Consider the following 20,795-nt stretch of genomic DNA (forward strand, 5'->3'; position numbering starts at 1 on the left):
CCACCAACTGGTGGGGGCCTTTTCGCGTGCCGGTACGTTACGGCGCCTCAGACCACCTGGTGGAGCCAGCGGACCGGGGCGCCCTCGCCGGCGTGGCGGAAGGTTTCCAGTTCGTCGTCCCAGGGCTTGCCGAGGAGTTTGGAGAGCTCGGCCTCCAGGTCGGTCTCGCCCTGTCTGCTGCGCTGGAGGGCGGCGCGCAGCCGGTCCTCGGGGATGAGGATGTCGCCGTGGATGCCGGTGACGGCGTGGAAGATGCCGAGTTCGGGGGTGCAGCTGTAGCGCTCGCCCTCGGCGGCGGCGGAGGGCTCGGCGGTGACTTCGAAGCGGAGCAGCTGCCAGCCGCGCAGCGCGGAGGCGAGCTTGGAGGCGGTGGCCGCCTCGCCCTGCCAGGAGAACTCCGAGCGCCAGGTGCCGGGAGCGGCGGGCTGCCTGATCCAGTCCAGGCTGACGCGTGTGCCCAGCACCCCGGCGATGGCCCACTCGACATGCGGGCACAACGCGCGCGGCGCGGAGTGCACGTACAGAACTCCACGTGTCGTCACCGGAACCTCCGGGCTGAGCGGGACATCTTGCGGGCTGGCTGAGCGGCCGTGACGCGACGGCCGCGTTGATGGCGAGGCTACCCTGCGGGGATGCAAGGAGTGTGACGTACCGTCGGTCCCGGTGCCAGGAATCCTCTGCCATTCACCCAGGGGGACGCTTGTACGGGGGTGTGCCGTTCCAGCGTGGCCGGACGGGAACCCTCGCGCGTTGTGCGGGGTGGGCGTACCGGCGGTCGGTGCGCGGACGAGCGAGGGGACCTGCGGGGATGCGGAAACCAGGCCACCGGGCGCGGGCCGTCCTCGCCGTGCTGACGGCGGCCGTGCTGGCGACGGGGTGTGACTCCATCCGGGGCGGTGGCGAGGGTACGGGCGTGTCCCGGCCCTCCGCGAGGCCCTCGCCGGTGTGGGACGCGCGCCCGGACTCGATCGCGGCGGTGGGCGATTCCATCACCCGCGGGTTCGACGCGTGCCAGGTGCTCTCGGACTGCCCCAGCGTCTCCTGGGCGACCGGCGGCGACACGGCGGTGGACAGCCTGGCCGTGCGGCTGCTGGGCAGGCAGGGGGCGGCCGAGCGCGGCTGGAACTACGCGGTGACCGGCGCCCGGATGGCGGACCTGCCCGGCCAGATGGCGCAGGCGGCCAAGCGCGAGCCGGAGCTGGTGACGGTGATGGTGGGCGCCAACGACGCCTGCCGTCGGTCGGTGTCGACGATGACCCCGGTGGCGGACTTCCGCAGGGACTTCGAGCGGTCGATGGCCACACTGCGCGAGAAGCTGCCGAGGACGCAGGTGTACGTGGCGAGCGTGCCGAATCTGCTGCGGCTGTGGTCGGAGGGGCGTGCCGACCCGCTGGGCAAGGAGGTGTGGAAGCTGGGCATCTGCCCGTCGATGCTGCGCGGCGCGGACGATCTGACCGAGGCGGCGACGGTGCGCCGGGAGGAGGTCCAGCGGCGGGTGGAGGCGTACAACTCGGTGCTGGCCGAGGTGTGCGCGAAGGACGAGCGCTGCCGCTCCGACGGCAACGCGGTCTTCGACTACCGCTTCGGCACCGGGCAGTTGAGCCGGTGGGACTGGTTCCACCCGAGCCGTGACGGTCAGGCCAGGCTCGCCGAGATCGCGTACCGGACGGTCACGGAGCGCAGACCGTGACCTAAGGTTTCCCACATGGGCGAACTTTTCGGCACACTTTCCGACGGGACCCCGGTGCACCGCTGGACGCTCGAGCGCGGTGGGGTACGGGTCCGGGTGCTGTCGTACGGCGGGATCGTGCAGTCGGTCGAGGTGCCGGACCGGGAGGGGCGCACGGCGGACGTGGTGCTGGGGTTTCCCTCCGTCGAGGGCTATGTGGACCATCCGGGGCCGTATCTGGGCGCGTTGGTGGGCCGGTACGCCAACCGCGTCGCGGGCGGCCGCTTCCCGCTGGACGGGCGGATCTACGCGCTGGCGCAGAACAACGGGCCCAACTCGCTGCACGGCGGTGAGCGCGGCTTCGACCGGTACGTGTGGGAGGTGGAGCCGGTCGGGCAGGGGGTGCGGCTGAGCCGGGTCAGCCCGCACGGCGAGGAGGGCTTTCCGGGGCGCCTGGAGGTCTCCGCGACGTACACGCTGGACGAGCGGGGCGCGCTGCGGATCGCCTACGAGGCGGTGACGGACGCGCCGACGGTCGTGAACCTCACCAATCACTCGTACTGGAACCTGGGCGGTTCGGGGCACGCGGGCGGTCAGGAGCTGCGGCTGGACGCCTCGCGGTACACGCCGGTGGACGACGGTCTGATCCCGGTGGGCGAGCCGCTGGACGTGACGGACTCGCGCTTCGACTTCCGCGCGTCCCGCAAGATCGGCTCGGGCTACGACCACAACTACGTGCTGGACAAGGGGGTCACGCCGGCGGCCGAGGAGGTGGCCGAGCTGTACGACCCGGCGTCCGGGCGGGTGCTGACGGTGGCGACGACCGAGCCGGGGCTTCAGCTGTACACCGCCGACCATCTGGGCGCTCCGTTCGCGCCGGGCGAGGGGGTGGCGCTGGAGACGCAGCACTTCCCGGACTCGCCCAACCGCCCGGACTTCCCGACCACCCGGCTGGAGCCGGGCGAGGTGTACCGCTCCGCGACGGTGTACGGCTTCGGGACGCGCTAACGACACCCCGGACAGTATTCAGCCCCGGTCCAGGTGTCAGGTTCCGGGACCGGGGCTGGTGTCGACGTTAATGCGCGTGGGGCGGCTCGGGGCCGCGGATCGGGGGTCCGGGCGGGTTCTCGTACGAACCCTTCACGCACGCGCCACGAGTTCGCCTTCTTGGCCGCCGGGCGGGGTTCAGGCGGTGATCGGCCGGCCACTCTCCGACTGCTCCTCGGCTTCCTCCTCGGCGAGGGGTTCGCCGAGGAGATCGCGGGTGAGGAGGGTGGCGCCGGCGACCGCGCCGGGCATCAGGAACACCGCGACGACGGGGACCAGGAAGGCGAGGCCCAGCGGGACGCCGAAGCCCCAGGCGAGCATCTTGCGGGAGCGCAGCAGGGTGAGGCGGGCGCGCAGGTCGACGCCCCGGCGCTGGAGGGCGACGGCAGCCAGCTCCTCGGTGAGGAAGAACCCGGTGACGAAGAAGCCGATGACCGGGACGACGGTCTGGCCGACGACGGGCAGGAAACCGAGCGCGAAGAGCAGGACGCCCCAGACGCAGGCGCGCAGCAGGATGCGCAGGCTGTCCCGGGCGGAGATCCACAGCTCGCGCCACATGGGCCGGTCGGAGCTGGGCGCGGTGCCGTCGGGCGAGACGTCGGCGTCGGTCCGCTCCGACAGGCTCTCATAGAAGGGCTGGCCGATCAGCAGGGTGGCCGCGGTGAAGGTGAGGACGGCCAGCAGCAGGGCGAGGGCGAACAGGACGACGGCGAGGAAGCCCCGGAAGACGCCCTGCCAGGGGCTGGACCAGTCGTCGGCGAACGGGGTCGCCCAGGAGACGGCGTCCGTGCCCCACAGGGCGAGCGCGACCAGCGCCACCGTGTAGAGGACGAGTGTGATCAGGCCGGGCAGCAGCCCGAAGCCGTACTGCCGTCCGTGCCGGCCCACCCACCGCTGGCCGGCCAGGAGATGCCGGAACCCCACCCCGAAGTCACGCATGCCGGGGACTTTACCCGGCGTGGTGCGGGCGCCGGGCGGGCGGAGGGCGGTTTCAGACGTCCAGCATGCGGCGCAGCAGGTCGCGCAGGGAGGCGCGTTCGGCGGTGGAGAGGCCGGCGAGGGGTTCGCGGGCGAAGCGCAGGCCCTCGCGCAGATCGCGGGCGACCCGCAGGCCCTCGTCGGTGGCGGCGGCGAGCTTGATCCGGCGGTCGGTGGGGTCGGGGCGGCGCTCGACCAGGCCGCGCGCCTCCAGCCGGTCCACGATCCCGGTCACGTTGGACGGCTCGCACTTGAGCCGGTGGGCGAGCTTGCGCATGGGCAGCGGCTGAAGGGCGAGGAGGCTGAGCAGGCGGGCCTGCGGTCCGGTGAGCGTGTGGGTGGCCGCGGCCTCCTCGTAGTCCGCGTGGAAGCGGGCCACGACGTCGCCGATCAGCTCGACGACCTCCATGGTCAGGGGGTCGGCGGCGCGGTGGTGCGCGGCGGGACGCGGCGGCGGGGTGGACATGCCGTCCAGGATACCGGGTTACTTGACATCATGAAATATTCAGGCGCATGGTTGTTTCAGGTACTGAAGCATTTAGCGTTTTGAGGAAGAAGGTCGCCCCCCATGTCCGACTCCCCCGCCCTTCCCGCCGTGAGCCGTGAGTGGCAGCTGCTGCGCCGTCCGGTCGGCTGGCCGAAGCCCGAGGACTTCGCGCTCGTCGAGGTGCCGATGCCGGTGCCCGGCGAGGGCCAGGTGCTCGTGCGGAACGAGTACCTCTCGGTGGACCCGTACATGCGGGGCCGGATGAGTGCCGCGAAGTCCTACTCCGCCCCGTTCGGGCTGGGTGAGCCGATGGAGGGCGGCGCGGTGGGCGTGGTCGTCGCCTCCGACGTCGACGGCATCGAGGTCGGTGACCATCTGCTGCACTTCCTCGGCTGGCGCGAGTACGCGGCGGTGGACGCGAAGAAGGCCGTCAAGGTCGACCCGGAGGCCGCGCCGCTGTCGACGTACCTCGGGGTGCTCGGCATGACCGGCCTGACCGCGTACGCCGGTCTGCTGCGCACCGCCGGGTTCAAGGAGGGCGACATCGTCTTCGTCTCCGGCGCCGCCGGAGCGGTGGGCAGCCAGGTCGGGCAGCTCGCGAAGCTGAAGGGCGCCTCGCGGGTCATCGGCTCGGCCGGGTCCGACGAGAAGGTGCGCCTGCTGGTGGAGGAGTACGGCTTCGACGCCGCGTTCAACTACAAGGACGGCCCGGTGAGCGAGCAGCTCCGCGAGGCCGCCCCGGACGGCATCGACGTCTACTTCGACAACGTCGGCGGCGACCACCTCCAGGCCGCCATCGGCGAGCTCAACCTGCATGGCCGGATCGCCATCTGCGGCGCGATCTCGGTCTACAACAACACCGAGCCCGCCCCCGGCCCGAACAACCTCACCCGGCTGATCCAGACCCGCGGCCGCATCGAGGGCTTCCTGGTCGGCGACCACTACGACCTCCAGCCGGAGTTCGTCCGCGAGGTCGGGCCCTGGGTCGCCTCGGGCAAGCTGAAGTACCGCGAGACGATCGTGGACGGTATCCAGAACACGCTGGAGGCGTTCCTCGGAGTGCTGCGCGGCGACAACACCGGGAAGATGATCGTCAAGCTCTGATCCCGGCTCACCGGTGACGTAAGTCCGGTGCCGCTCGTTGGTCCTGACGGAGGCCGCATCCCTGGACGTGGGGTGCGGCCTCCGCCATGCCCCGGCTCAGCTGCCGAGTGCCGCCCGGTGCACGGCGGCCGCCAGCCGGTCGTTCTCCGGGGCCGCGCCGCCGGGGTGGGCGAAGCGGCGGCGGGTGTAGCCGTAGGCGAGGCCACTGCGCGGGTCGGCGAACGCCTGCGAGCCGGCCGCGCCGCTGTGGCCGACGGTGCCCGCGCCGAGGAACGGGTGCCAGACGTCGGCCGTGCACTCGAAGCCGAGGCCGAACACCCGGTGGGCGCGGCCCACCAGGTCGTGGCCGACCGAGTGCGGCTGGCCGAACTCCGCGAGGGTGTCGCTCTTGAGCAGCGGTGCCTTCTCGTCCACCTCGCTGATCATCGCCGCGTACATCCCGGCCAGACCGCGCGCCGAGGCGACGCCGCCCACGGAGGCGGGGCCGCTCGCGCGGACGGCGCGGTCGTTCGGCAGCGACTCCAGGTCCGTGGGGTCCGGGGCGTGCTGGTTGAGGGCGATGGCCGGCAGGGTGTGCGGGCCGCTGCGGCGCAGCTCGGCCTCCGCCTGCTGGGCCGGGGTGGGCACCATCGGCCGGGTGGCGCGGAAGCGGGGCTCGCGCGAGGCGGGCAGCCCGAGGTGGAAGTCCAGCCCGTAGGGGGCGCGGACCCGCTCCTCGTACACCTCCTGGATGGTGTGGCCGGTGGCCCGGCGGACCACCTCGCCGGTGAGGGCGCCCATCGTCAGCGCGTGGTAGCCGAAGGCGGTGCCGGGGCGCCAGAACGGGCGCTGGTCGGCCAGGCGTTCGGCGAGCGCGCGGTCGTCGGCCAGCTCGGCCGCGCTGAAGCCGGTGTCGGTGCCGACCAGTCCGGCGCGGTGCGCGAGCAGGTCGCGCAGGGTCAGGGCGCCCTTGCCCTCGACGCCGAACTCGGGCCAGTAGTAGGTGACTTTGCGGTCCAGTTCCAGGGTGCCGTCCTGGACCAGCAGGGCCGCGACCAGGTGGGCGGCGCCCTTGGTGGAGGAGAAGACGCCGTACAGCGAGCCGCCGTCGACGTCCTCGCCGGCCCACAGGTCGACGACCCGGCGGCCGTCCACATAGGCGCACAACTGGCCTTCGTAGTCCGGCTGTTCACCGGAGACGAAGGCGGTGAACTCCTCGCGTACCGCCTCGAATCCCTCGGCGACCGTGCCCTGGACGGTGCTGTTCTGCCTCATCCGTTCTCCTCAACTGAGCCGCTGCTCGCTGCTCCTCCTCGCACGGCGCCGGGCCCGGCCGACGCATTCCGAGGTCGTGTACGGCGAGATGCACCTGTTCGACTCAACCGCCACGGGGCCACACGTCATGGCCGGGGCGCTCCCGGAGGTCACCGGATGCCTGGCATGCCCTAACTGCACCACCACAGGAAGCGGTCGCAGGTCTTTGTCGGGGTGGGCTCGGGGGTGGGTCTGGAGGTGGTGGGGGCTGTGGTCGGGGTGGGGGTGGGTTTGGCGGGAGCCGGGTTGGCGGGGGCCGGGCTCGCGGGGTTCCGGGGGGTGGTGGCCGGGCGGTCGGTGGTGGGGTCCGTCGTCGGGGACTCGGACGCCTTCTCCGTGGCGGACTTGGACGGCGACGCGGAGGGCGAGTCCGACGGGGAGGCCGAGGCGCTGCCGGTGCCGGACGCGCCGGGCGAGGCGTTGGTGAGCGGGGCGCCGGCCGGGTCCGGGGAGACGGAGGCCGCGCCGCCGTCCGGGGAGGGGTCGCCGGAGACGGCGGGGCGGTCGAAGGAGAAGGGCGCGTCGGTGCCGAGTTCGGCGAGGCTCAGCGCGGCCGCCGCCAGCACGAACCCGGTCACCACCAGGAGGGTGCGGCGCCTGCGGCGGCGGTGTGCTGCGGCCTTGCGGTCGCGGCGGCTGCCGTCGGGGGCGGGGTCCGGGGCTTCGGCGGGGTCCGGCTCGTCGTACGCGTCCTCGGGTGCGGCGGGCTCGGCAGGCGGCTCGTACGCGCCGCGCCGGTCGGCCTGCCGGGGCACCTTCGGCTGCTCGGGGGCGGCCGGGGCGTCCTGCCCGTAAGGGGCGGCCGGGGCGTTCTGCCCGTAGGGGTCCGCGGGAGTGCTCTGCCCGTAGGGGTCCGCCGCCGTGCCCGCGGGGACGGTGGCGACCGGCGTGACGGCTGTCAGCGCGGGCGTGCCGCAGCCGGGGCAGGCCAGGGCGCCGTTGAGGTGCCGTCGGCACGGTTGGCAGTAGTCCATGACGCGGGAAGACTAGATTCCACTCGGGTCACGTTCCTAGGCGCCGCTGTGAAGGTTTGGTGCGGGACCGGAAGTTCTCCGCGCCCTCGTGCCGGAACCGTTACGTGTTCGCCCCATTGACACCCCCCGCACCCCCTCCCTACTGTCACGCCAGCATTTCGAACGCATGACGAAATTTCGAACACCGAGGGGTGGACGGGCGTGCGTATCACCGGAATCAGCACCCATGTGGTCGGCACACCGTGGCGCAATCTGACCTATGTGCAGGTCCACACGGACGAGGGGCTCACCGGGGTCGGGGAGACCCGCATGCTCGGCCACACCGACGCGCTGATCGGCTATCTGCGGGAGGCCGAGGCCAACCACATAGCGGGCTCGGACCCGTTCGCCGTGGAGGACCTGGTGCGCCGGATGAAGTACGGCGACTTCGGGCGGGCCGGCGAGATCGTGATGTCCGGGATCGCGGTGGTCGAGATGGCCTGCTGGGACATCAAGGGCAAGGCGCTCGGCGTGCCGGTGTGGCAGCTGCTCGGCGGGAAGGTCACCGACCGGGTCAAGGCGTACGCCAACGGGTGGTACACCACCGAGCGCACCCCGGAGGCGTACCACGAGGCGGCTCGCGCGGTCGTGGCGCGGGGCTACCGGGCGCTGAAGATCGACCCGTTCGGCACCGGTCACTTCGAGCTGGACCACGAGCGCACCCGGTACGCCGTCTCCCTGATCGAGGCCGTACGGGACGCGATCGGGCCGGACACCGAGCTGATGCTGGAGATGCACGGCCGTTTCTCTCCCGCCACCGCGATCCGACTCGCCCGTGAACTGGCGCCCTTCGACCCCGCGTGGCTGGAGGAGCCGGTGCCGCCGGAGAATCTCAAGGCGCTGGAGAAGGTGGCCGCGAAAGTGGACATCCCGGTCGCCACCGGGGAACGCGTCCACGACCGGATCGAGTTCCGCGAGCTGTTCGAGAGCCAGGCGGCGGACATCCTCCAGCCCGACGTCGGCCATATCGGCGGCATCTGGGAGACCCGCAAGCTGGCCGCGACCGCCGAGACCCACTACATGCTGCTCGCCCCGCACAACGTGGGCGGTCCGGTCCTCACCGCCGCCTCGCTCCAAGTCGGCTTCAGCACACCGAACTTCAAGATCCTGGAGCACTTCAACGACTTCGCGGACGCCGAGATCAAGACCGTGGTCAAGGGCGCCCCGGAGGTGGTCGACGGCTACTTCCACCTCTCCGACGCCCCCGGCCTCGGCGTCGAGCTGGACACCGACGCGGCGGCCGAATTCCCGCAGCAGCAGGCCCGGTTCGACCTGTGGGCCGAGGGCTGGGAGCGACGCCGGCCGAAGGGGGCCCGGTGAGCGTCCAGGTGGTGGTCGAGGCACCGGGTACGCACCGGCTGGAGCCGCACACGCCTCGCGCGCCCGGCCCCGGCGAAGCCCTGGTCGCGGTGCACGCGGTCGGCGTCTGCGGCAGCGACCGCGAGCTGTACCGGGGCAACCGGCCCGCGCAGTACGTGCGTTACCCGCTGGTGCCGGGCCATGAGTGGTCCGGGACGGTCCGCGCGGTCGGCGCCGGGGTGCCGGAGCACCTGGTCGGCCGCAAGGTGGTCGGCGAGGGCTTCCGCAACTGCCAGGTGTGCGCACGCTGTCACGCGGGCGAGACGACGCTGTGCGAGGCGGGGTACGAGGAGACCGGCTTCACCCGCCCCGGTGCGATGGCACCTACGCTCACCCTGCCCGCCCGGCTGCTGCACCCGCTGCCGGACGACGCCGACCTCACCGCGGCCGCCCTGCTGGAGCCCGCCGCCTGTGTCGCTGCCGCCGCCCTTCTGGCCGACGCCCGGCCGGGTGAGCGGGTCGCGGTGGTCGGCACCGGGACGCTCGGGATGCTCGCCGTACGGTTGCTCGCCGCGGTCTCACCGAGGGAGCTGCTGGTGGTCGGCCTCGACCGCGAACGCGAGGGACTGGCAAAGGAGTTCGGTGCCACCGGCTTCGCACTGAGCGGCCCGGACCTGCCCGGCGGCTATGACGTGGTGATCGAGGCCGCGGGCTCCGCCGAAGCCGCGAGTACGGCCGCCGCCCTGCTCCGGCGCGGCGGGCGCCTGGTGCTGACCGGCATCCCGGCGCCGGGCGCGGCGGGCCTGGACCCGGCCGGCCTCGTCGTACGGCGGCTGGAGGTGCGCACGGTCTTCGGGGCACCCCCGGCCGCCTGGGCGCACGCGGTACGGCTGTTCGGCGCCGGACTGCTGGACCCGCTGCCCCTGGTGTCGCACCGGTTGCCGCTGACCGAGTTCGCGCGGGCGGTCGGGCTGGCCGGGGCGGGGGTGGGGAAGGTGCTCCTGCTGCCCTGACCTGCGCGTACGTGCCCCCTAGGGGTCCTCTCGCCCGAAGATCCGAACCCTGTCCGGCATACCGAACACGAAAGGCAGCCCGTGACCGACCTTTCCGCTCCGGCAGTCCGCAGGCCCGGCGAGCAGGCGCTCGCCGCTCTGGGTCTCGGCGCGCCCGCCCCCGACCCGGCCGACGCCTCCCCGCACCGCTTTCCGGGCGGGGGCAGCTGGCGTACCGAGATCCCGTCGTGCGAGGGGCCCGAGGCGCTGGCCGTCGTGCTGGCCGAGGCGGAGCGGCTGGACGTGCCGGTGCACCGGATCAGCCAGGGCAGCGGCGTCTGGATGCTCACGGACGCCGAGATCACCGAGATGGCCGGGGCGACCCGTGAACGCGGCATCGAGCTGTGTCTGTTCACCGGGCCGCGCGGCACCTGGGACACCGGCGGCGCGGTGCGCTCCGACTCGCGCGGCGGCGGCCCGCGCGCCCGGGGTCACGACGCGGTGGCCGGCTGTGTCGAGGACGCGGTACGCGCGACCGAACTGGGCGTGCGCTGCCTGCTGGTGGCCGACGAGGGCGTGCTGTGGGCGCTGCACCGGGCACGGGAGTCGGGGGTGCTCCCGGCGGACACCACGCTCAAGGTCTCCGCGCTGATCGGCCCGGTCAACCCGGTCTCCTACGCGGTGTTCGAGCGACTGGGCGCCGACTCGATCAACGTGCCCGGCGATCTCACCCTCGCCCATCTCACCGAGATCCGCCGGGTGTCCGGCGCCCCCATGGACATGTACATCGAGGCGCCGGACGACCTCGGCGGCCAGGTGCGGATGTACGAGGTGGCCGAGCTGATCCGGCGCGGCGCCCCGCTGTATCTGAAGTTCGGCCTGTCCAGGGCGCCCGGTATCTACCCGTGGGGCGCCCACCTCAGGAGCGTCGCCCTGGACACCGCGCGGGAGCGGGTACGGCGCGGCCGGCTGGCCCTGGACCTGCTCGCCCGGCACGGCGCCGACCACGGCATGGCCCCGCTCGGCACCCGCCTTCCCGGCCCCCTGCACCGCTTCCCGACGGCATGACCGCGTGACCCGTAGGACCCCGCACCACCGCACGGCCCGACCCGCTCGACGCCGAGACGAACACCGAGACGAACAAGGACGGTTCACCATGCGCGACCGGTTCACCGCACGCCCCCGCAGAGTCGCCTTCGCCGCGAGTGCCGTACTCGCCCTCACCCTGACCGCCTGCGGGCAGAGCGGTGAGGGCGGAGCTGAGGAGAAGGGCGGCGACGCCAAGGGCGGCACCATCGGCGTCGCCATGCCCACCAAGTCCTCCGAGCGCTGGATCGCGGACGGCGCCAACGTCGTCAAGGACCTGCGGGCCAAGGGGTACAAGACCAAGCTGGTCTACGGCGAGGACGACCCGGACACCCAGGTCGCCCAGATCGAGAACCTCATCACCCAGGGCGTCAAGGGCCTGATCATCGCGGCGATCGACAACAAGTCCCTGAACAACGTGCTCCAGGAGGCCGCCGACGCGCACATCCCGGTCATCGCCTATGACCGGCTGATCCTCGGCACCAGACACGTCGACTACTACGCCTCCTTCGACAACGAGAAGGTCGGCGAGCTGCAAGGCACCTACATCACGCACCGGTTGGGGCTGGACAGCGGCAAGAAGGGCCCGTTCTCGATCGAGCTGTTCGCCGGGTCCAACGACGACAACAACACCAAGTACTTCTTCGGCGGCGCGATGAAGGTGCTCCAGCCCTACATCGACAAGAAGCAGCTCGTGGTGAGGTCCGGGCAGACCGCGCTCAACCAGGTCACCACCCTGCGCTGGGACGGCACGACCGCCCAGCACCGCATGGAGGACGTGCTCACCTCCGCCTACCGCTCCGGCCGGGTCGACGCGGTGCTCTCGCCGTACGACGGCATCTCCATCGGCATCCTGTCCGCGCTGAAGTCGGACGGTTACGGCGCGCGGGGCAAGCCGCTGCCGGTCGTCACCGGGCAGGACGCGGAGCTGGCTTCGGTGAAGTCGATCATCGCCGGGGAGCAGACGCAGACGGTCTACAAGGACACCCGCAAGCTCGCCGAGGTCGCCGCGAACATGGTGGACGCCACCCTCAAGGGCAAGAAGCCCGAGGTCAACGACTCCAAGACCTATGACAACGGCGCCAAGGTCGTGCCCGCCTATCTGCTCCAGCCGGTCAGCGTCGACAAGGGCAACTACCGCGAGGTGCTGGTCGACGGCGGCTACTACACCGAGTCCCAGCTCAAGTGATGGCTTCCTCCCAGGACTTGGAAGGCACGGCCCTGGCGGGACCCGTGCTCGAAATGCGCTCGATCGTCAAGACCTTCCCCGGCGTCAAGGCCCTCTCCGACGTCACCCTGACCGTCCGGCCCGGCGAGGTGCACGCCATCTGCGGGGAGAACGGCGCCGGGAAGTCCACCTTGATGAAGGTGCTCTCCGGCGTGCATCCGTACGGGAGTTACGAAGGTGAGGTGCGCTTCGAGGGCGAGGAGTGCCGGTTCCGGGACATCCGGGCCAGCGAGCGGCAGGGCATCGTCATCATCCACCAGGAGCTGGCGCTGGTGCCGTACCTCTCCCTCGCGGAGAACCTGTTCCTCGGCAACGAGCACGCCCGGCGCGGTCTGATCGACTGGACCGAGACCCTGCGGCACGCCACGAAGCTGCTGCGCCGGGTCGGTCTGGACGAGCATCCGGAGACCCGGGTCGCGGACATCGGGGTCGGCAAGCAGCAGTTGGTGGAGATCGCCAAGGCGCTGGCGAAATCGGTGCGGCTGCTGATCCTGGACGAGCCGACGGCGGCCCTGAACGACGAGGACAGCGGCAAACTCCTCGATCTCATCCTGGAGTTGAAGGGCCAGGGCATCACCTGCATCGTGATCTCGCACAAGCTGAACGAGATCCGCCGGGTCGCCGACTCGGTGACCGTGCTGCGCGACGGCCGCTCGGTGGAGACGCTGGACGTGCGGGCGCCGGGGACCACCGAGGAGCGGATCATCGCGGGCATGGTCGGCCGCGACCTCGACCACCGCTTCCCCGAACGCCCGCCGCACCAGGCCGAGTCGGGTGCGGCTCCGGCGCTGGAGGTGCGCGGCTGGACCGTACGGCATCCCATCGACCGGCAGCGCAAGGTCGTCGACGACGTGTCCATCGAGGTGCGCCGGGGCGAGATCGTCGGCATCGCCGGGCTGATGGGCGCGGGCCGTACCGAGCTGGCGATGAGCGTGTTCGGCCGCTCCTACGGCCGGTACGCGGGCGGCACGGTACTCAAGGACGGCCGGGAGATCCGTACCCGGACCGTGGCGGAGGCGGTCGGGCACGGGATCGCGTACGTCACCGAGGACCGCAAGCACTACGGGCTGAACCTCATCGACACCGTGCACCGCAATGTCTCGCTGACCGCGCTCGGCAAGGTGGCGCGGCGCGGGATCGTGGACGAGCACGCCGAGCGGCGGGCGGCGGAGGGGTTCCGTACCGCCATGAACATCAAGGCGCCGACCGTGCTGGAACCGGTCGGCCGGCTGTCCGGCGGCAACCAGCAGAAGGTCGTCCTCAGCAAGTGGATCTTCGCGGACCCGGACGTGCTGATCCTGGACGAGCCGACGCGGGGCATCGACGTGGGCGCCAAGTACGAGATCTACACCGTGATCGGCCGGCTCGCGGCCGAGGGCCGGGCGGTCGTCTTCATCTCCTCCGAACTGCCCGAGCTGCTCGGCATGTGCGACCGGATCTACACCATGGCCGCCGGCCGGCTGACCGGCGAGGTGCCACGGGCCGGGGCCACGCAGGAAGCGCTCATGCGCCTGATGACGAAGGACGAAGAGGTGACGCCATGAGCGCGGACGTGACGGCCCCGGCCCCGCCTGAGCGCGGTGGCCCGCCCGCCGGGCCGGGTGTGCTCCGGCTGATGCTGGACGGCCTGCGCCGCAACATGCGCCAGTACGGGATGGTGATCGCGCTCGGTCTGATCGTGGTCCTGTTCGCGGTGTGGACCGACGGGGACCTGCTGCTGCCGCGCAACGTGTCCAACCTGGTGCTCCAGAACAGCTACATCCTGGTGCTGGCGATCGGGATGATGCTGGTGATCATCTCCGGGCACATCGATCTGTCGGTGGGCTCGCTGACCGCGTTCGTCGGGGCGTTCCTGGCCGTGCTGAACGTCCGCCACGACGTGCCCTGGCCGCTGGCGCTGGTGCTGTGTCTGCTGGTGGGCGCGGCGGCGGGGGCGGTGCAGGGGTATCTGATCGCCTACCTGGGCATCCCGTCGTTCATCGTGACCCTCGCCGGGATGCTGCTGTTCCGGGGGCTGACGGAGATCCTGCTGCAGGGGCAGACCCTGGGGCCGTTCCCGGAGGGGCTCCAGAAGATCGGCAACGGCTTCCTGCCCGCGTTCGGTCCCGACACCGACTACCACAATCCGACGCTGCTGCTGGGCCTGGTCCTGATCGCGGCCGTGGTCTGGCAGGAGGTCCAAGGGCGGCGCAGGCAACGGGAGTTCGCGCTCCAGGTGCCGCCGCTCAGGCTGTTCGCGCTGAAGCTGGCCGCATTGGTCGCCGCGATCCTCGCCCTCACCCTGCTGCTCGCCAGCTACAAGGGCGCCCCGATCATCCTGATCGCCCTCGGCGCCCTGGTCGTCGGCTACGGCTATGTCATGCGCAACGCGGTCTTCGGCCGGCATGTGTACGCGATCGGCGGCAACCTGCCCGCGGCCAAACTGTCCGGGGTGAAGGACAAGAAGGTCACCTTCCTGGTCTTCCTGAACATGGGCGTCCTCGCGGCGCTGGCCGGACTGGTGGTCGCCGCCCGGCTGAACGCGGCCTCGCCGAAGGCGGGCGTCAACTTCGAACTGGAAGCCATCGCCTCGTCGTTCATCGGCGGGGCCTCCATGAGCGGCGGCGTCGGCACGGTCCTCGGCGCGATCATCGGCGGGCTCGTGCTCGGGGTGCTGAACAACGGCATGAACCTGCTGAGCGTCGGCACCGACTGGCAGCAGGTGATCAAGGGGCTCGCACTGCTGCTGGCGGTCGGCTTCGACGTGTGGAACAAGCGCAGGTCGGGGGCGTAAGGCACCCGAACATGTGAAGTGGCGCACGTGAAAAGCGAGTTGAACACCGCCCCGGAGTCCTCCGTATGCATGGGTGGCCCGCGCCCCCCGCGCGGGCCACCCGTCCTCGGAGGTCCCCTTGCCCGACAACGTCACCTCGTTGTTCCGCAGCACCGCCGCGCACAGCCCTTCGATGGCGGCGCTGGCGCGGGAGAGCGACGGTACGGGTCCGGTGGACTTCTGCATCCCCTGCAACCCCTATTTCCCGACCCCGGCCATGTTCGAGGAGATGGCGTCCCGGCTGCGCGAGATCATCACGTACTACCCGAGCGGCGCCGACACCATCACCGCCGAGCTGTGCCAGCTGCTCCAACTGCCGCCGCAGTGCGTGGCGATGGGCAACGGCTCGACCGAGCTGATCACCTGGATCGACCATCTGCTGGTCCGCGAGTCGCTCGCGGTGCCGGTGCCCACCTTCGGCCGCTGGACCGACCAGCCGATGGAGACCGGCAAGCGGGTCGACATGTTCCCGCTCCAGGAGGCCAACGGCTTCGCGCTGGACCTCGGCCGGTACGCGGAGTTCATCCGGGCCCGGGGCACCCGGGTGGCGGTGATCTGCAACCCGAACAACCCCGACGGCGGCTTTCTGCCCCGGCAGTCGGTGGTGCAGTTCATGGACGCGATGGCCGACCTGGACCTGGTGGTGATCGACGAGTCGTTCCTGGAGTTCGCCGACGCCGAGTCGGAGCCGAGCGTGGTGCAGGAGGCGATGCTCAGACCCAACGTGATCGTCCTGCGCAGCCTCGGCAAGAACTTCGGCCTGCACGGCATCCGGTTCGGCTATCTGGTGGCCAACCCCGGCCTCGCGAACAAGGTCCGCTCGATGCTGCCCAAGTGGAACCTCAACTCCTTCGCCGAGTACGTGGTGTTCATGCTGAAGGAGCACGGCACCGAGTACACGCAGAGCCTGCTCCAGGTGCGGCGCGACCGGCTGGAGATGGCCAGCCAGCTGTCCTCGCTGCCGGGGCTCACGGTCTACCCCTCGCAGGGCAACTTCCTCTTCGTGCGCCTCCCCCTGGGCGCCGAGGGCACCGTGGTCCGGGACCGGCTGCTCACCGAGCACCGGATTCTGGTCCGCGAGTGCGGCAACAAGATCGGTTCGTCCAGCCGCTTCCTGAGACTCGTGGTGCGCCCCGAGACCGACGTCCACCGTCTGGTGGCCGGTCTGGAGCAGGTGCTCTACGAGCCCAGGAGGGGAGCCGCCGTGCCCGAGCTGGGCTCCGGGACCAACTACAGCTCGGGCACGGCGGCGGTGGACCGGCTGGTCGGCGAGACCAACGGGGCCGGGATGCGGCTGGCCGCACCGGCCGCATCCGGCTCACCCGTCATCGCCGCCGCCCTGGCCGCCGGTACCGGCATGCCGCTCCCCGCCGCCGCGCCCCCACCGGGCGGCGGGATGCCGGTACCGGCGGCCCAGCCGGGCCCCGCGCCCCAGCCGGCATTCCCGCCCCAGGCCGTACCGCAGCAACCCGTGCCGCAGCAGCCGGTGCCGCAGCGGGCCCCCGCCCCGCCGCCGCAGCCGGCACCCATGGCGTCCCCGGTCCCCATGGCACCGCCGCCGGTTCCGGCACCGGCGCCCGTGTCCCCGTACCCGGCACCCATACCGGCCGCGGCGGCCGTCGCCCCCGCACCCATGGCCGCCCCCGCCCCCGCGCCCGCCGCCGCCCTCGGCCCGACCCCGCCCGGTGTCCCGGCGCGCGGTGGCCTGACAGCCGCTCAGGTGCGCGGCATGACCGCACCGGGCACCCCGGCCGCCCCCGCCGCCCCGGCGACCCCCGGCCTCACCCCGGCCGCCGCGACCGGCTGGCCCAACGCCCAGAGCTGGCCGAACGCGGCGGGCGCGGCCCCGGCGGGCCAGATGGGCTAGCACCCCGCCGCAGTTGCCTCGCAGAGATCCGCGCACGTCAGTGCGAGCGTCCCGTACGGCGGCGATTTCCGCGTGCTTCACCGGAACGCCATCCCCCCGTACCGGGTGATTCGCCCACGCCGGGGGCCCCTTGGGTCGGCCGGAGGCGGGTGGGGCGTGGAGAATGGCCGGACCCACGCTCGTCATGGGGTCGACCGGAGGACAACCTTGGCGCTCAGCAGACGTACTTTCAGTGCCCTGACCGGCTGTGCCGCGCTCGGCTTCGCCATGGGCGGCAGCGGTGGTCCGGGAGCGCCCTCGGCGTTCGCGGCACGGAGCGTGCCGACCGGTCCCCCGCCCGCCCCGCCGCGCGCCGACGGCCGTCGGCACACCATCGGGTACGACCCGTACTCGCTGCTGGTCGACGGGCGGCGGCTGGTGGTGTGGTCGGGCGAGATGCACCCCTTCCGGCTGCCGAGCCCGTCGCTGTGGCGGGACGTGCTCCAGAAGATGCGGGCGCACGGCTTCAACACGGTGAGCGTGTACGTCTCCTGGAACTACCACTCCCCCGCGCCGGGCACCTTCGACTTCTCCGGCATCCGTGACCTGGACCTGTTCCTGCGCACCGCGGCCGAGACGGGCCTGTACGTCATCCTGCGGCCCGGCCCGTACATCAACGCCGAGGTCGACGGCGGCGGTTTCCCCGGCTGGCTGACGGCGACCAAGGGCACCGCGCGCACCGCCGACCCCACCTATCTGGGGCATGTCGACGCGTGGCTGACGCAGGTCGACCGGATCGTCCGGCGGCACCTGTACACCCAGGGCCGGGGCACGGTCCTGCTCTACCAGCTGGAGAACGAGTACGACTCCCACGTCACCGAGGCGACCGGCCGGGAGTACATGTCCCACCTGTACAACAGGGTGCGGGCGGACGGCATCGACGTACCCCTCTTCCACAACGACAAGGGCCGCAACGGCCATTGGGTGCCGGGCTCCTTCGACACCGGAGGCGAGGAGGGCGGTTGGCTGTACGGTTTCGACGGTTATCCCTCACCCTCCCAGAACCCGCCGGACTGGGGGAAGTTCGGGCCCGGCGGGCCGACCGGCGGGTCCACCGCCTCGCCGCGCACGCCCGGTTTCACCCCGGAGTTCGGCGGCGGCTGGTTCGACCCGTGGGGCGGCGCCTGGTTCGACGGCAAGGGGTACGCGGAGGCCCGGCGCACCCGTGACTCGGCCTACGAGCGCCGCTTCTATCTGACCAACCTGGCCAACGGCCTCACCCTGCACAACGTCTACATGACGTTCGGCGGCACCAGCTGGGGCTGGCTGCCCGCGCCGGTCGTCTACACGTCGTACGACTACGGCGCGGCCATCGACGAGGCCCGCAACGTCACCGCGAAGATGGCGCCGATGCACCAACTGGGGCATCTGCTGCAGCGGGTGCCGGACTTCGCGCGGCTGGACCGGGCGGCGGACGTGACGGTGGCGGGGCTGAAGGTCTACCACCTGGCCAACCCGGACACCGGCGCGCATGTGTACGTCACGCGCAACGACGGCACGAAGCCGGTCACCGCCGAGCTGCCGACGCGGGCCGGGAAGCTGCGGATCACCGTGCCCGCGCGGGACGCCCGCATGCTGGCGACCGGGCTGCGGCTCGGCCGGCGGACGATGAAGTACAGCACCGCGCAGCCCATGATGTGCGTGACGGCGGGCAAGCAGGACGTCGCCGTCTTCGCGGGCCGCCGGGGCGACATGGCGGACCTGGTGCTGGACTGCCCGCAGGAGCCGAACGTCACCCGTCTCGACCCGGAGGCCGGCTGGGCGTACGAGCGCGGTGAGCTGCACGTCGGCGCCCCGCTCGGGGAGGCCGGGCTGAGCCGGGTGCTGGTCACCGGCGGCGAGACCGAGACCCCGCTGGTGCTGCTCTTCGCGGACGACGACACCTCGATGCGGATCTTCCCCTACGACACCCCCTCCGGCACCCTCGTGGTCTACGGCCCCGCGCTGCTGCGCCACGCCGAGGTGCACGGCTCCGAGGTGCGGCTCACCGGTGATCTGGACGGCGAGCCGGTGATCGAGGTGTGGGGGCCGCGCGGCATCGACACCCTGGTGTGGAACGGGCGCCGGGTGCCGGCCCGGGTCACCCTCTCCGGCAGCCTGATGACCACCGCCACGCTGCCCGGCGTACCCGAGGTGCGTCTCCCGGAGCTGACCGGCTGGCGGGCGCGCACCGAGAACCCGGAGGCGGGCCCGAGCTTCGACGACTCCAAGTGGCGCCGGGCGGAGCGCACTTCGTCGCACAGCACCACCCCGGTGCCCAAGGGCGGTCCGGTGCTGTTCGCCGACGACTACGGCTTCCACTACGGCGACGTCTGGTACCGGGGCTCGTTCAGCGGGAGTTCCGGCATCGAGGAGGTATCGCTCGCCTACAGTTCCGGCACCCAGGGGCTGTTGATGGCGTGGCTGGACGGGGAGCCGCTGGGCACCCACCGGCTGCCGGTGCCGGACAAGTCGACCACGATCCGCAAGGGCACCTGGGAGGCGACGGCCACCTTCCCGGTGCGTCCGGAGCTGCGCTCGCCCGGCCGCCATGTGCTGTCGGTCCTGGTGCGGCGCATGCAGCACGACCAGGACGGCAAGGGCGACGACACCCACAAGGCGGCGCGCGGCCTGACCTCGGTGTCCTTCACGGGGGCGGCGCCGAAGGTGTCCTGGCGGCTCCAGGGCGAGCGGGGCGTGGACCCGGTGCGCGGACCGCAGAACACCGGCGGGCTGTACGGGGAGCGGGAGGGCTGGCATCTGCCCGGCTTCCGCGACCGGGACTGGGAGCCGGTGACCTTCCCGAGGGAGGAGCGGCGGCAGGGCGTGACCTGGTACCGCACCACGTTCCGGCTGTCGGTGCCGGGCGATGTGGACGCCTCGGTGGGGCTGCGGCTGGAGGACGATCCGTACCGGGCCTACCGGGCGCAGATCTTCCTCAACGGCTGGAACATGGGCCAGTACATCAACAACGTGGGTCCGCAGCACACCTTCGTGCTGCCGAACGGGATTCTGCGCACACGTGGCACCAACACACTGGCGCTGGCGGTGCTGTCGGAGTTCACCACGCTGTCCGGGCCCGGCAAGGTGAGCCTGGCCCTGCTGGGCGCGGCCGCCGGCGGTATCCCGGTGACTTTGGTGCCCTCTCCCGGCCACTGAACCCCGGTACGCGCACGGGTCGTTCTCGGTTGAACGATGCCCGCTGATCCGCATGACGTGGACACACCCGTGCGCGTACCCTCGGACGGTCCGGCAACGGCGTCGGGGTGGTCGGGGTGAAGGAGGAGAGGGCGGCACATGGTCAGCGCGGACGCACGGGCGCGAGCGGCACGACTGGCCGCCCGGCTGCGTCCCTCCCGGCCGGGGCATGCGATGCGCTCCCTGGCCAGGGAACTCGCCGCCCGGATCGCGCAGTTGCCGCAGCCCCCGACGGACGTACACGGTGTGTGCCATGCCCTGTGCGCAGCGATGAGCGCCCGGCGGGGCGGGCGGCCGGTGGAGCTGCGGTTCGAGCGCTTCCCGGACGAGATCGAGGTCACCGGGCTGTGGGTGGAGTTCCAGGACTTCGATCTGGTCATCGTGGAGGAGCGGGCCGAGGCCGTGCAGCAACTGGTCATCCTGGGACATGAGTTGTGGCATCTGCACGCCGGGCACCGGCACCATCCGCCCCTCGGCCCCGCCACCCTGGCGCTCGCGGAGGGGTCCGGCTGGGAGGAGCGGGCGCTGACGGTGGCCGCCCGTGATGGCTCCCGCGAGGCCGACGAAGCCGCCGCCGAGGACTTCGGCCACCGCCTGGCCACCCTGTTCCGCTCCCGGCTCGGACGTCCGGCCGAGCCCTTGGACCCCGTGCAGCGTGCTCTCGGCTATCGCGGCCGTGGCGGGGCCGCGCGGTGAGCGTGCCG

The 20,795-nt window shown here is 72.0% G+C and carries 17 protein-coding genes; 12 read left to right on the forward strand and 5 right to left on the reverse strand.

Annotated elements, in window-relative coordinates; all coding sequences use genetic code 11:
- Positions 1–47: 47 nt before the first annotated feature.
- A complete protein-coding gene (locus tag ACIGA3_RS02800) occupies positions 48–542 on the reverse strand; it encodes a DUF3145 domain-containing protein (protein ID WP_350899801.1) in 495 nt (164 codons plus the stop codon).
- 266 nt (positions 543–808) lie between these two features.
- On the opposite strand from ACIGA3_RS02800, the gene ACIGA3_RS02805 reads away from it, so the two are divergent.
- Positions 809–1,690 (forward strand): SGNH/GDSL hydrolase family protein, encoded by an 882-nt coding sequence (locus ACIGA3_RS02805; protein ID WP_399709796.1) that lies wholly within the window; start codon positions 809–811, stop codon positions 1,688–1,690.
- A 15-nt stretch (positions 1,691–1,705) separates the two neighbouring features.
- Positions 1,706–2,677: an aldose epimerase family protein gene (locus tag ACIGA3_RS02810; RefSeq protein ID WP_399709799.1), complete on the forward strand. Its 972-nt coding sequence runs from the start codon at positions 1,706–1,708 to the stop codon at positions 2,675–2,677.
- A gap of 177 nt (positions 2,678–2,854) precedes the next feature.
- On the opposite strand, the gene ACIGA3_RS02815 is transcribed toward ACIGA3_RS02810, so the two are convergent.
- Positions 2,855–3,655, reverse strand: a complete 801-nt coding sequence (locus ACIGA3_RS02815; protein WP_399709802.1) for an EI24 domain-containing protein — start codon at positions 3,653–3,655, stop codon at positions 2,855–2,857.
- A 52-nt stretch (positions 3,656–3,707) separates the two neighbouring features.
- Positions 3,708–4,160: a MarR family winged helix-turn-helix transcriptional regulator gene (locus tag ACIGA3_RS02820; RefSeq protein WP_399709805.1), complete on the reverse strand. Its 453-nt coding sequence runs from the start codon at positions 4,158–4,160 to the stop codon at positions 3,708–3,710.
- 102 nt (positions 4,161–4,262) lie between these two features.
- Between ACIGA3_RS02820 and ACIGA3_RS02825 the strand changes: the two genes are divergently transcribed.
- On the forward strand, positions 4,263–5,285 hold the full coding sequence (locus ACIGA3_RS02825) for an NADP-dependent oxidoreductase (protein ID WP_399709808.1): 1,023 nt from the start codon (positions 4,263–4,265) through the stop codon (positions 5,283–5,285).
- Between the two features lie 96 nt (positions 5,286–5,381).
- Here ACIGA3_RS02825 and ACIGA3_RS02830 read toward each other — a convergent pair whose 3' ends face one another.
- Positions 5,382–6,539 carry a serine hydrolase domain-containing protein gene (locus ACIGA3_RS02830; protein WP_399709811.1) on the reverse strand — a complete coding sequence of 386 codons (1,158 nt, stop codon included), beginning with the start codon at positions 6,537–6,539 and terminating at the stop codon, positions 5,382–5,384.
- 170 nt (positions 6,540–6,709) lie between these two features.
- On the reverse strand, positions 6,710–7,552 hold the full coding sequence (locus ACIGA3_RS02835; protein WP_399709813.1) for a hypothetical protein: 843 nt from the start codon (positions 7,550–7,552) through the stop codon (positions 6,710–6,712).
- A 201-nt stretch (positions 7,553–7,753) separates the two neighbouring features.
- On the opposite strand from ACIGA3_RS02835, the gene ACIGA3_RS02840 reads away from it, so the two are divergent.
- The 9 genes from ACIGA3_RS02840 to ACIGA3_RS02880 all read left to right on the forward strand — a co-directional run bounded on the left by ACIGA3_RS02840 (position 7,754) and on the right by ACIGA3_RS02880 (position 20,787).
- Positions 7,754–8,911 carry a mandelate racemase/muconate lactonizing enzyme family protein gene (locus ACIGA3_RS02840; protein ID WP_399709816.1) on the forward strand — a complete coding sequence of 386 codons (1,158 nt, stop codon included), beginning with the start codon at positions 7,754–7,756 and terminating at the stop codon, positions 8,909–8,911.
- Positions 8,908–9,903: a zinc-binding dehydrogenase gene (locus ACIGA3_RS02845; protein ID WP_399709819.1), complete on the forward strand. Its 996-nt coding sequence runs from the start codon at positions 8,908–8,910 to the stop codon at positions 9,901–9,903. The genes ACIGA3_RS02840 and ACIGA3_RS02845 overlap by 4 nt, the downstream gene beginning before the upstream one ends.
- 81 nt (positions 9,904–9,984) lie before the next feature.
- Positions 9,985–10,950, forward strand: coding sequence for a hypothetical protein (locus tag ACIGA3_RS02850; RefSeq protein ID WP_399709822.1), 966 nt, complete (start codon positions 9,985–9,987; stop codon positions 10,948–10,950).
- 88 nt (positions 10,951–11,038) lie between these two features.
- Entirely contained in the window at positions 11,039–12,157 is a 1,119-nt protein-coding gene (gene chvE, locus ACIGA3_RS02855) for a multiple monosaccharide ABC transporter substrate-binding protein (RefSeq protein WP_399709825.1), read from the forward strand.
- A gap of 32 nt (positions 12,158–12,189) precedes the next feature.
- The gene (mmsA, locus tag ACIGA3_RS02860) at positions 12,190–13,740 is read left to right on the forward strand and encodes a multiple monosaccharide ABC transporter ATP-binding protein (RefSeq protein ID WP_399710773.1); all 1,551 of its coding nucleotides are present in this window, start codon (positions 12,190–12,192) and stop codon (positions 13,738–13,740) included.
- The gene (mmsB, locus tag ACIGA3_RS02865; protein ID WP_399709828.1) at positions 13,737–14,969 is read left to right on the forward strand and encodes a multiple monosaccharide ABC transporter permease; all 1,233 of its coding nucleotides are present in this window, start codon (positions 13,737–13,739) and stop codon (positions 14,967–14,969) included. Before mmsA ends, mmsB begins: the two co-directional genes overlap by 4 nt.
- Positions 14,970–15,087: 118 nt before the next feature.
- A complete protein-coding gene (locus ACIGA3_RS02870) occupies positions 15,088–16,875 on the forward strand; it encodes a pyridoxal phosphate-dependent aminotransferase (RefSeq protein ID WP_399709831.1) in 1,788 nt (595 codons plus the stop codon).
- A gap of 207 nt (positions 16,876–17,082) precedes the next feature.
- The gene (locus ACIGA3_RS02875; RefSeq protein ID WP_399709834.1) at positions 17,083–20,052 is read left to right on the forward strand and encodes a beta-galactosidase; all 2,970 of its coding nucleotides are present in this window, start codon (positions 17,083–17,085) and stop codon (positions 20,050–20,052) included.
- Between the two features lie 138 nt (positions 20,053–20,190).
- Positions 20,191–20,787, forward strand: a complete 597-nt coding sequence (locus ACIGA3_RS02880) for a toxin-antitoxin system, toxin component family protein (protein ID WP_399709837.1) — start codon at positions 20,191–20,193, stop codon at positions 20,785–20,787.
- The last annotated feature ends 8 nt before the right edge of the window (positions 20,788–20,795 follow it).

It is taken from the genome of Streptomyces sp. NPDC085596 (genome assembly GCF_044541565.1).
Lineage (GTDB): Bacteria > Actinomycetota > Actinomycetes > Streptomycetales > Streptomycetaceae > Streptomyces.

Excerpts from the sequence above, each read along its gene's own strand:
- ACIGA3_RS02805 (WP_399709796.1), top strand. The coding sequence starts at position 809 with ATGCGGAAACCAGGCCACCGGGCGCGGGCCGTCCTCGCCGTGCTGACG.
- ACIGA3_RS02810 (WP_399709799.1), top strand. The coding sequence starts at position 1,706 with ATGGGCGAACTTTTCGGCACACTTTCCGACGGGACCCCGGTGCACCGC.
- ACIGA3_RS02815 (WP_399709802.1), bottom strand. The coding sequence starts at position 3,655 with ATGCGTGACTTCGGGGTGGGGTTCCGGCATCTCCTGGCCGGCCAGCGG.
- ACIGA3_RS02820 (WP_399709805.1), bottom strand. The coding sequence starts at position 4,160 with ATGTCCACCCCGCCGCCGCGTCCCGCCGCGCACCACCGCGCCGCCGAC.
- ACIGA3_RS02825 (WP_399709808.1), top strand. The coding sequence starts at position 4,263 with ATGTCCGACTCCCCCGCCCTTCCCGCCGTGAGCCGTGAGTGGCAGCTG.
- ACIGA3_RS02830 (WP_399709811.1), bottom strand. The coding sequence starts at position 6,539 with ATGAGGCAGAACAGCACCGTCCAGGGCACGGTCGCCGAGGGATTCGAG.
- ACIGA3_RS02835 (WP_399709813.1), bottom strand. The coding sequence starts at position 7,552 with ATGGACTACTGCCAACCGTGCCGACGGCACCTCAACGGCGCCCTGGCC.
- chvE (WP_399709825.1), top strand. The coding sequence starts at position 11,039 with ATGCGCGACCGGTTCACCGCACGCCCCCGCAGAGTCGCCTTCGCCGCG.
- mmsB (WP_399709828.1), top strand. The coding sequence starts at position 13,737 with ATGAGCGCGGACGTGACGGCCCCGGCCCCGCCTGAGCGCGGTGGCCCG.
- ACIGA3_RS02880 (WP_399709837.1), top strand. The coding sequence starts at position 20,191 with ATGGTCAGCGCGGACGCACGGGCGCGAGCGGCACGACTGGCCGCCCGG.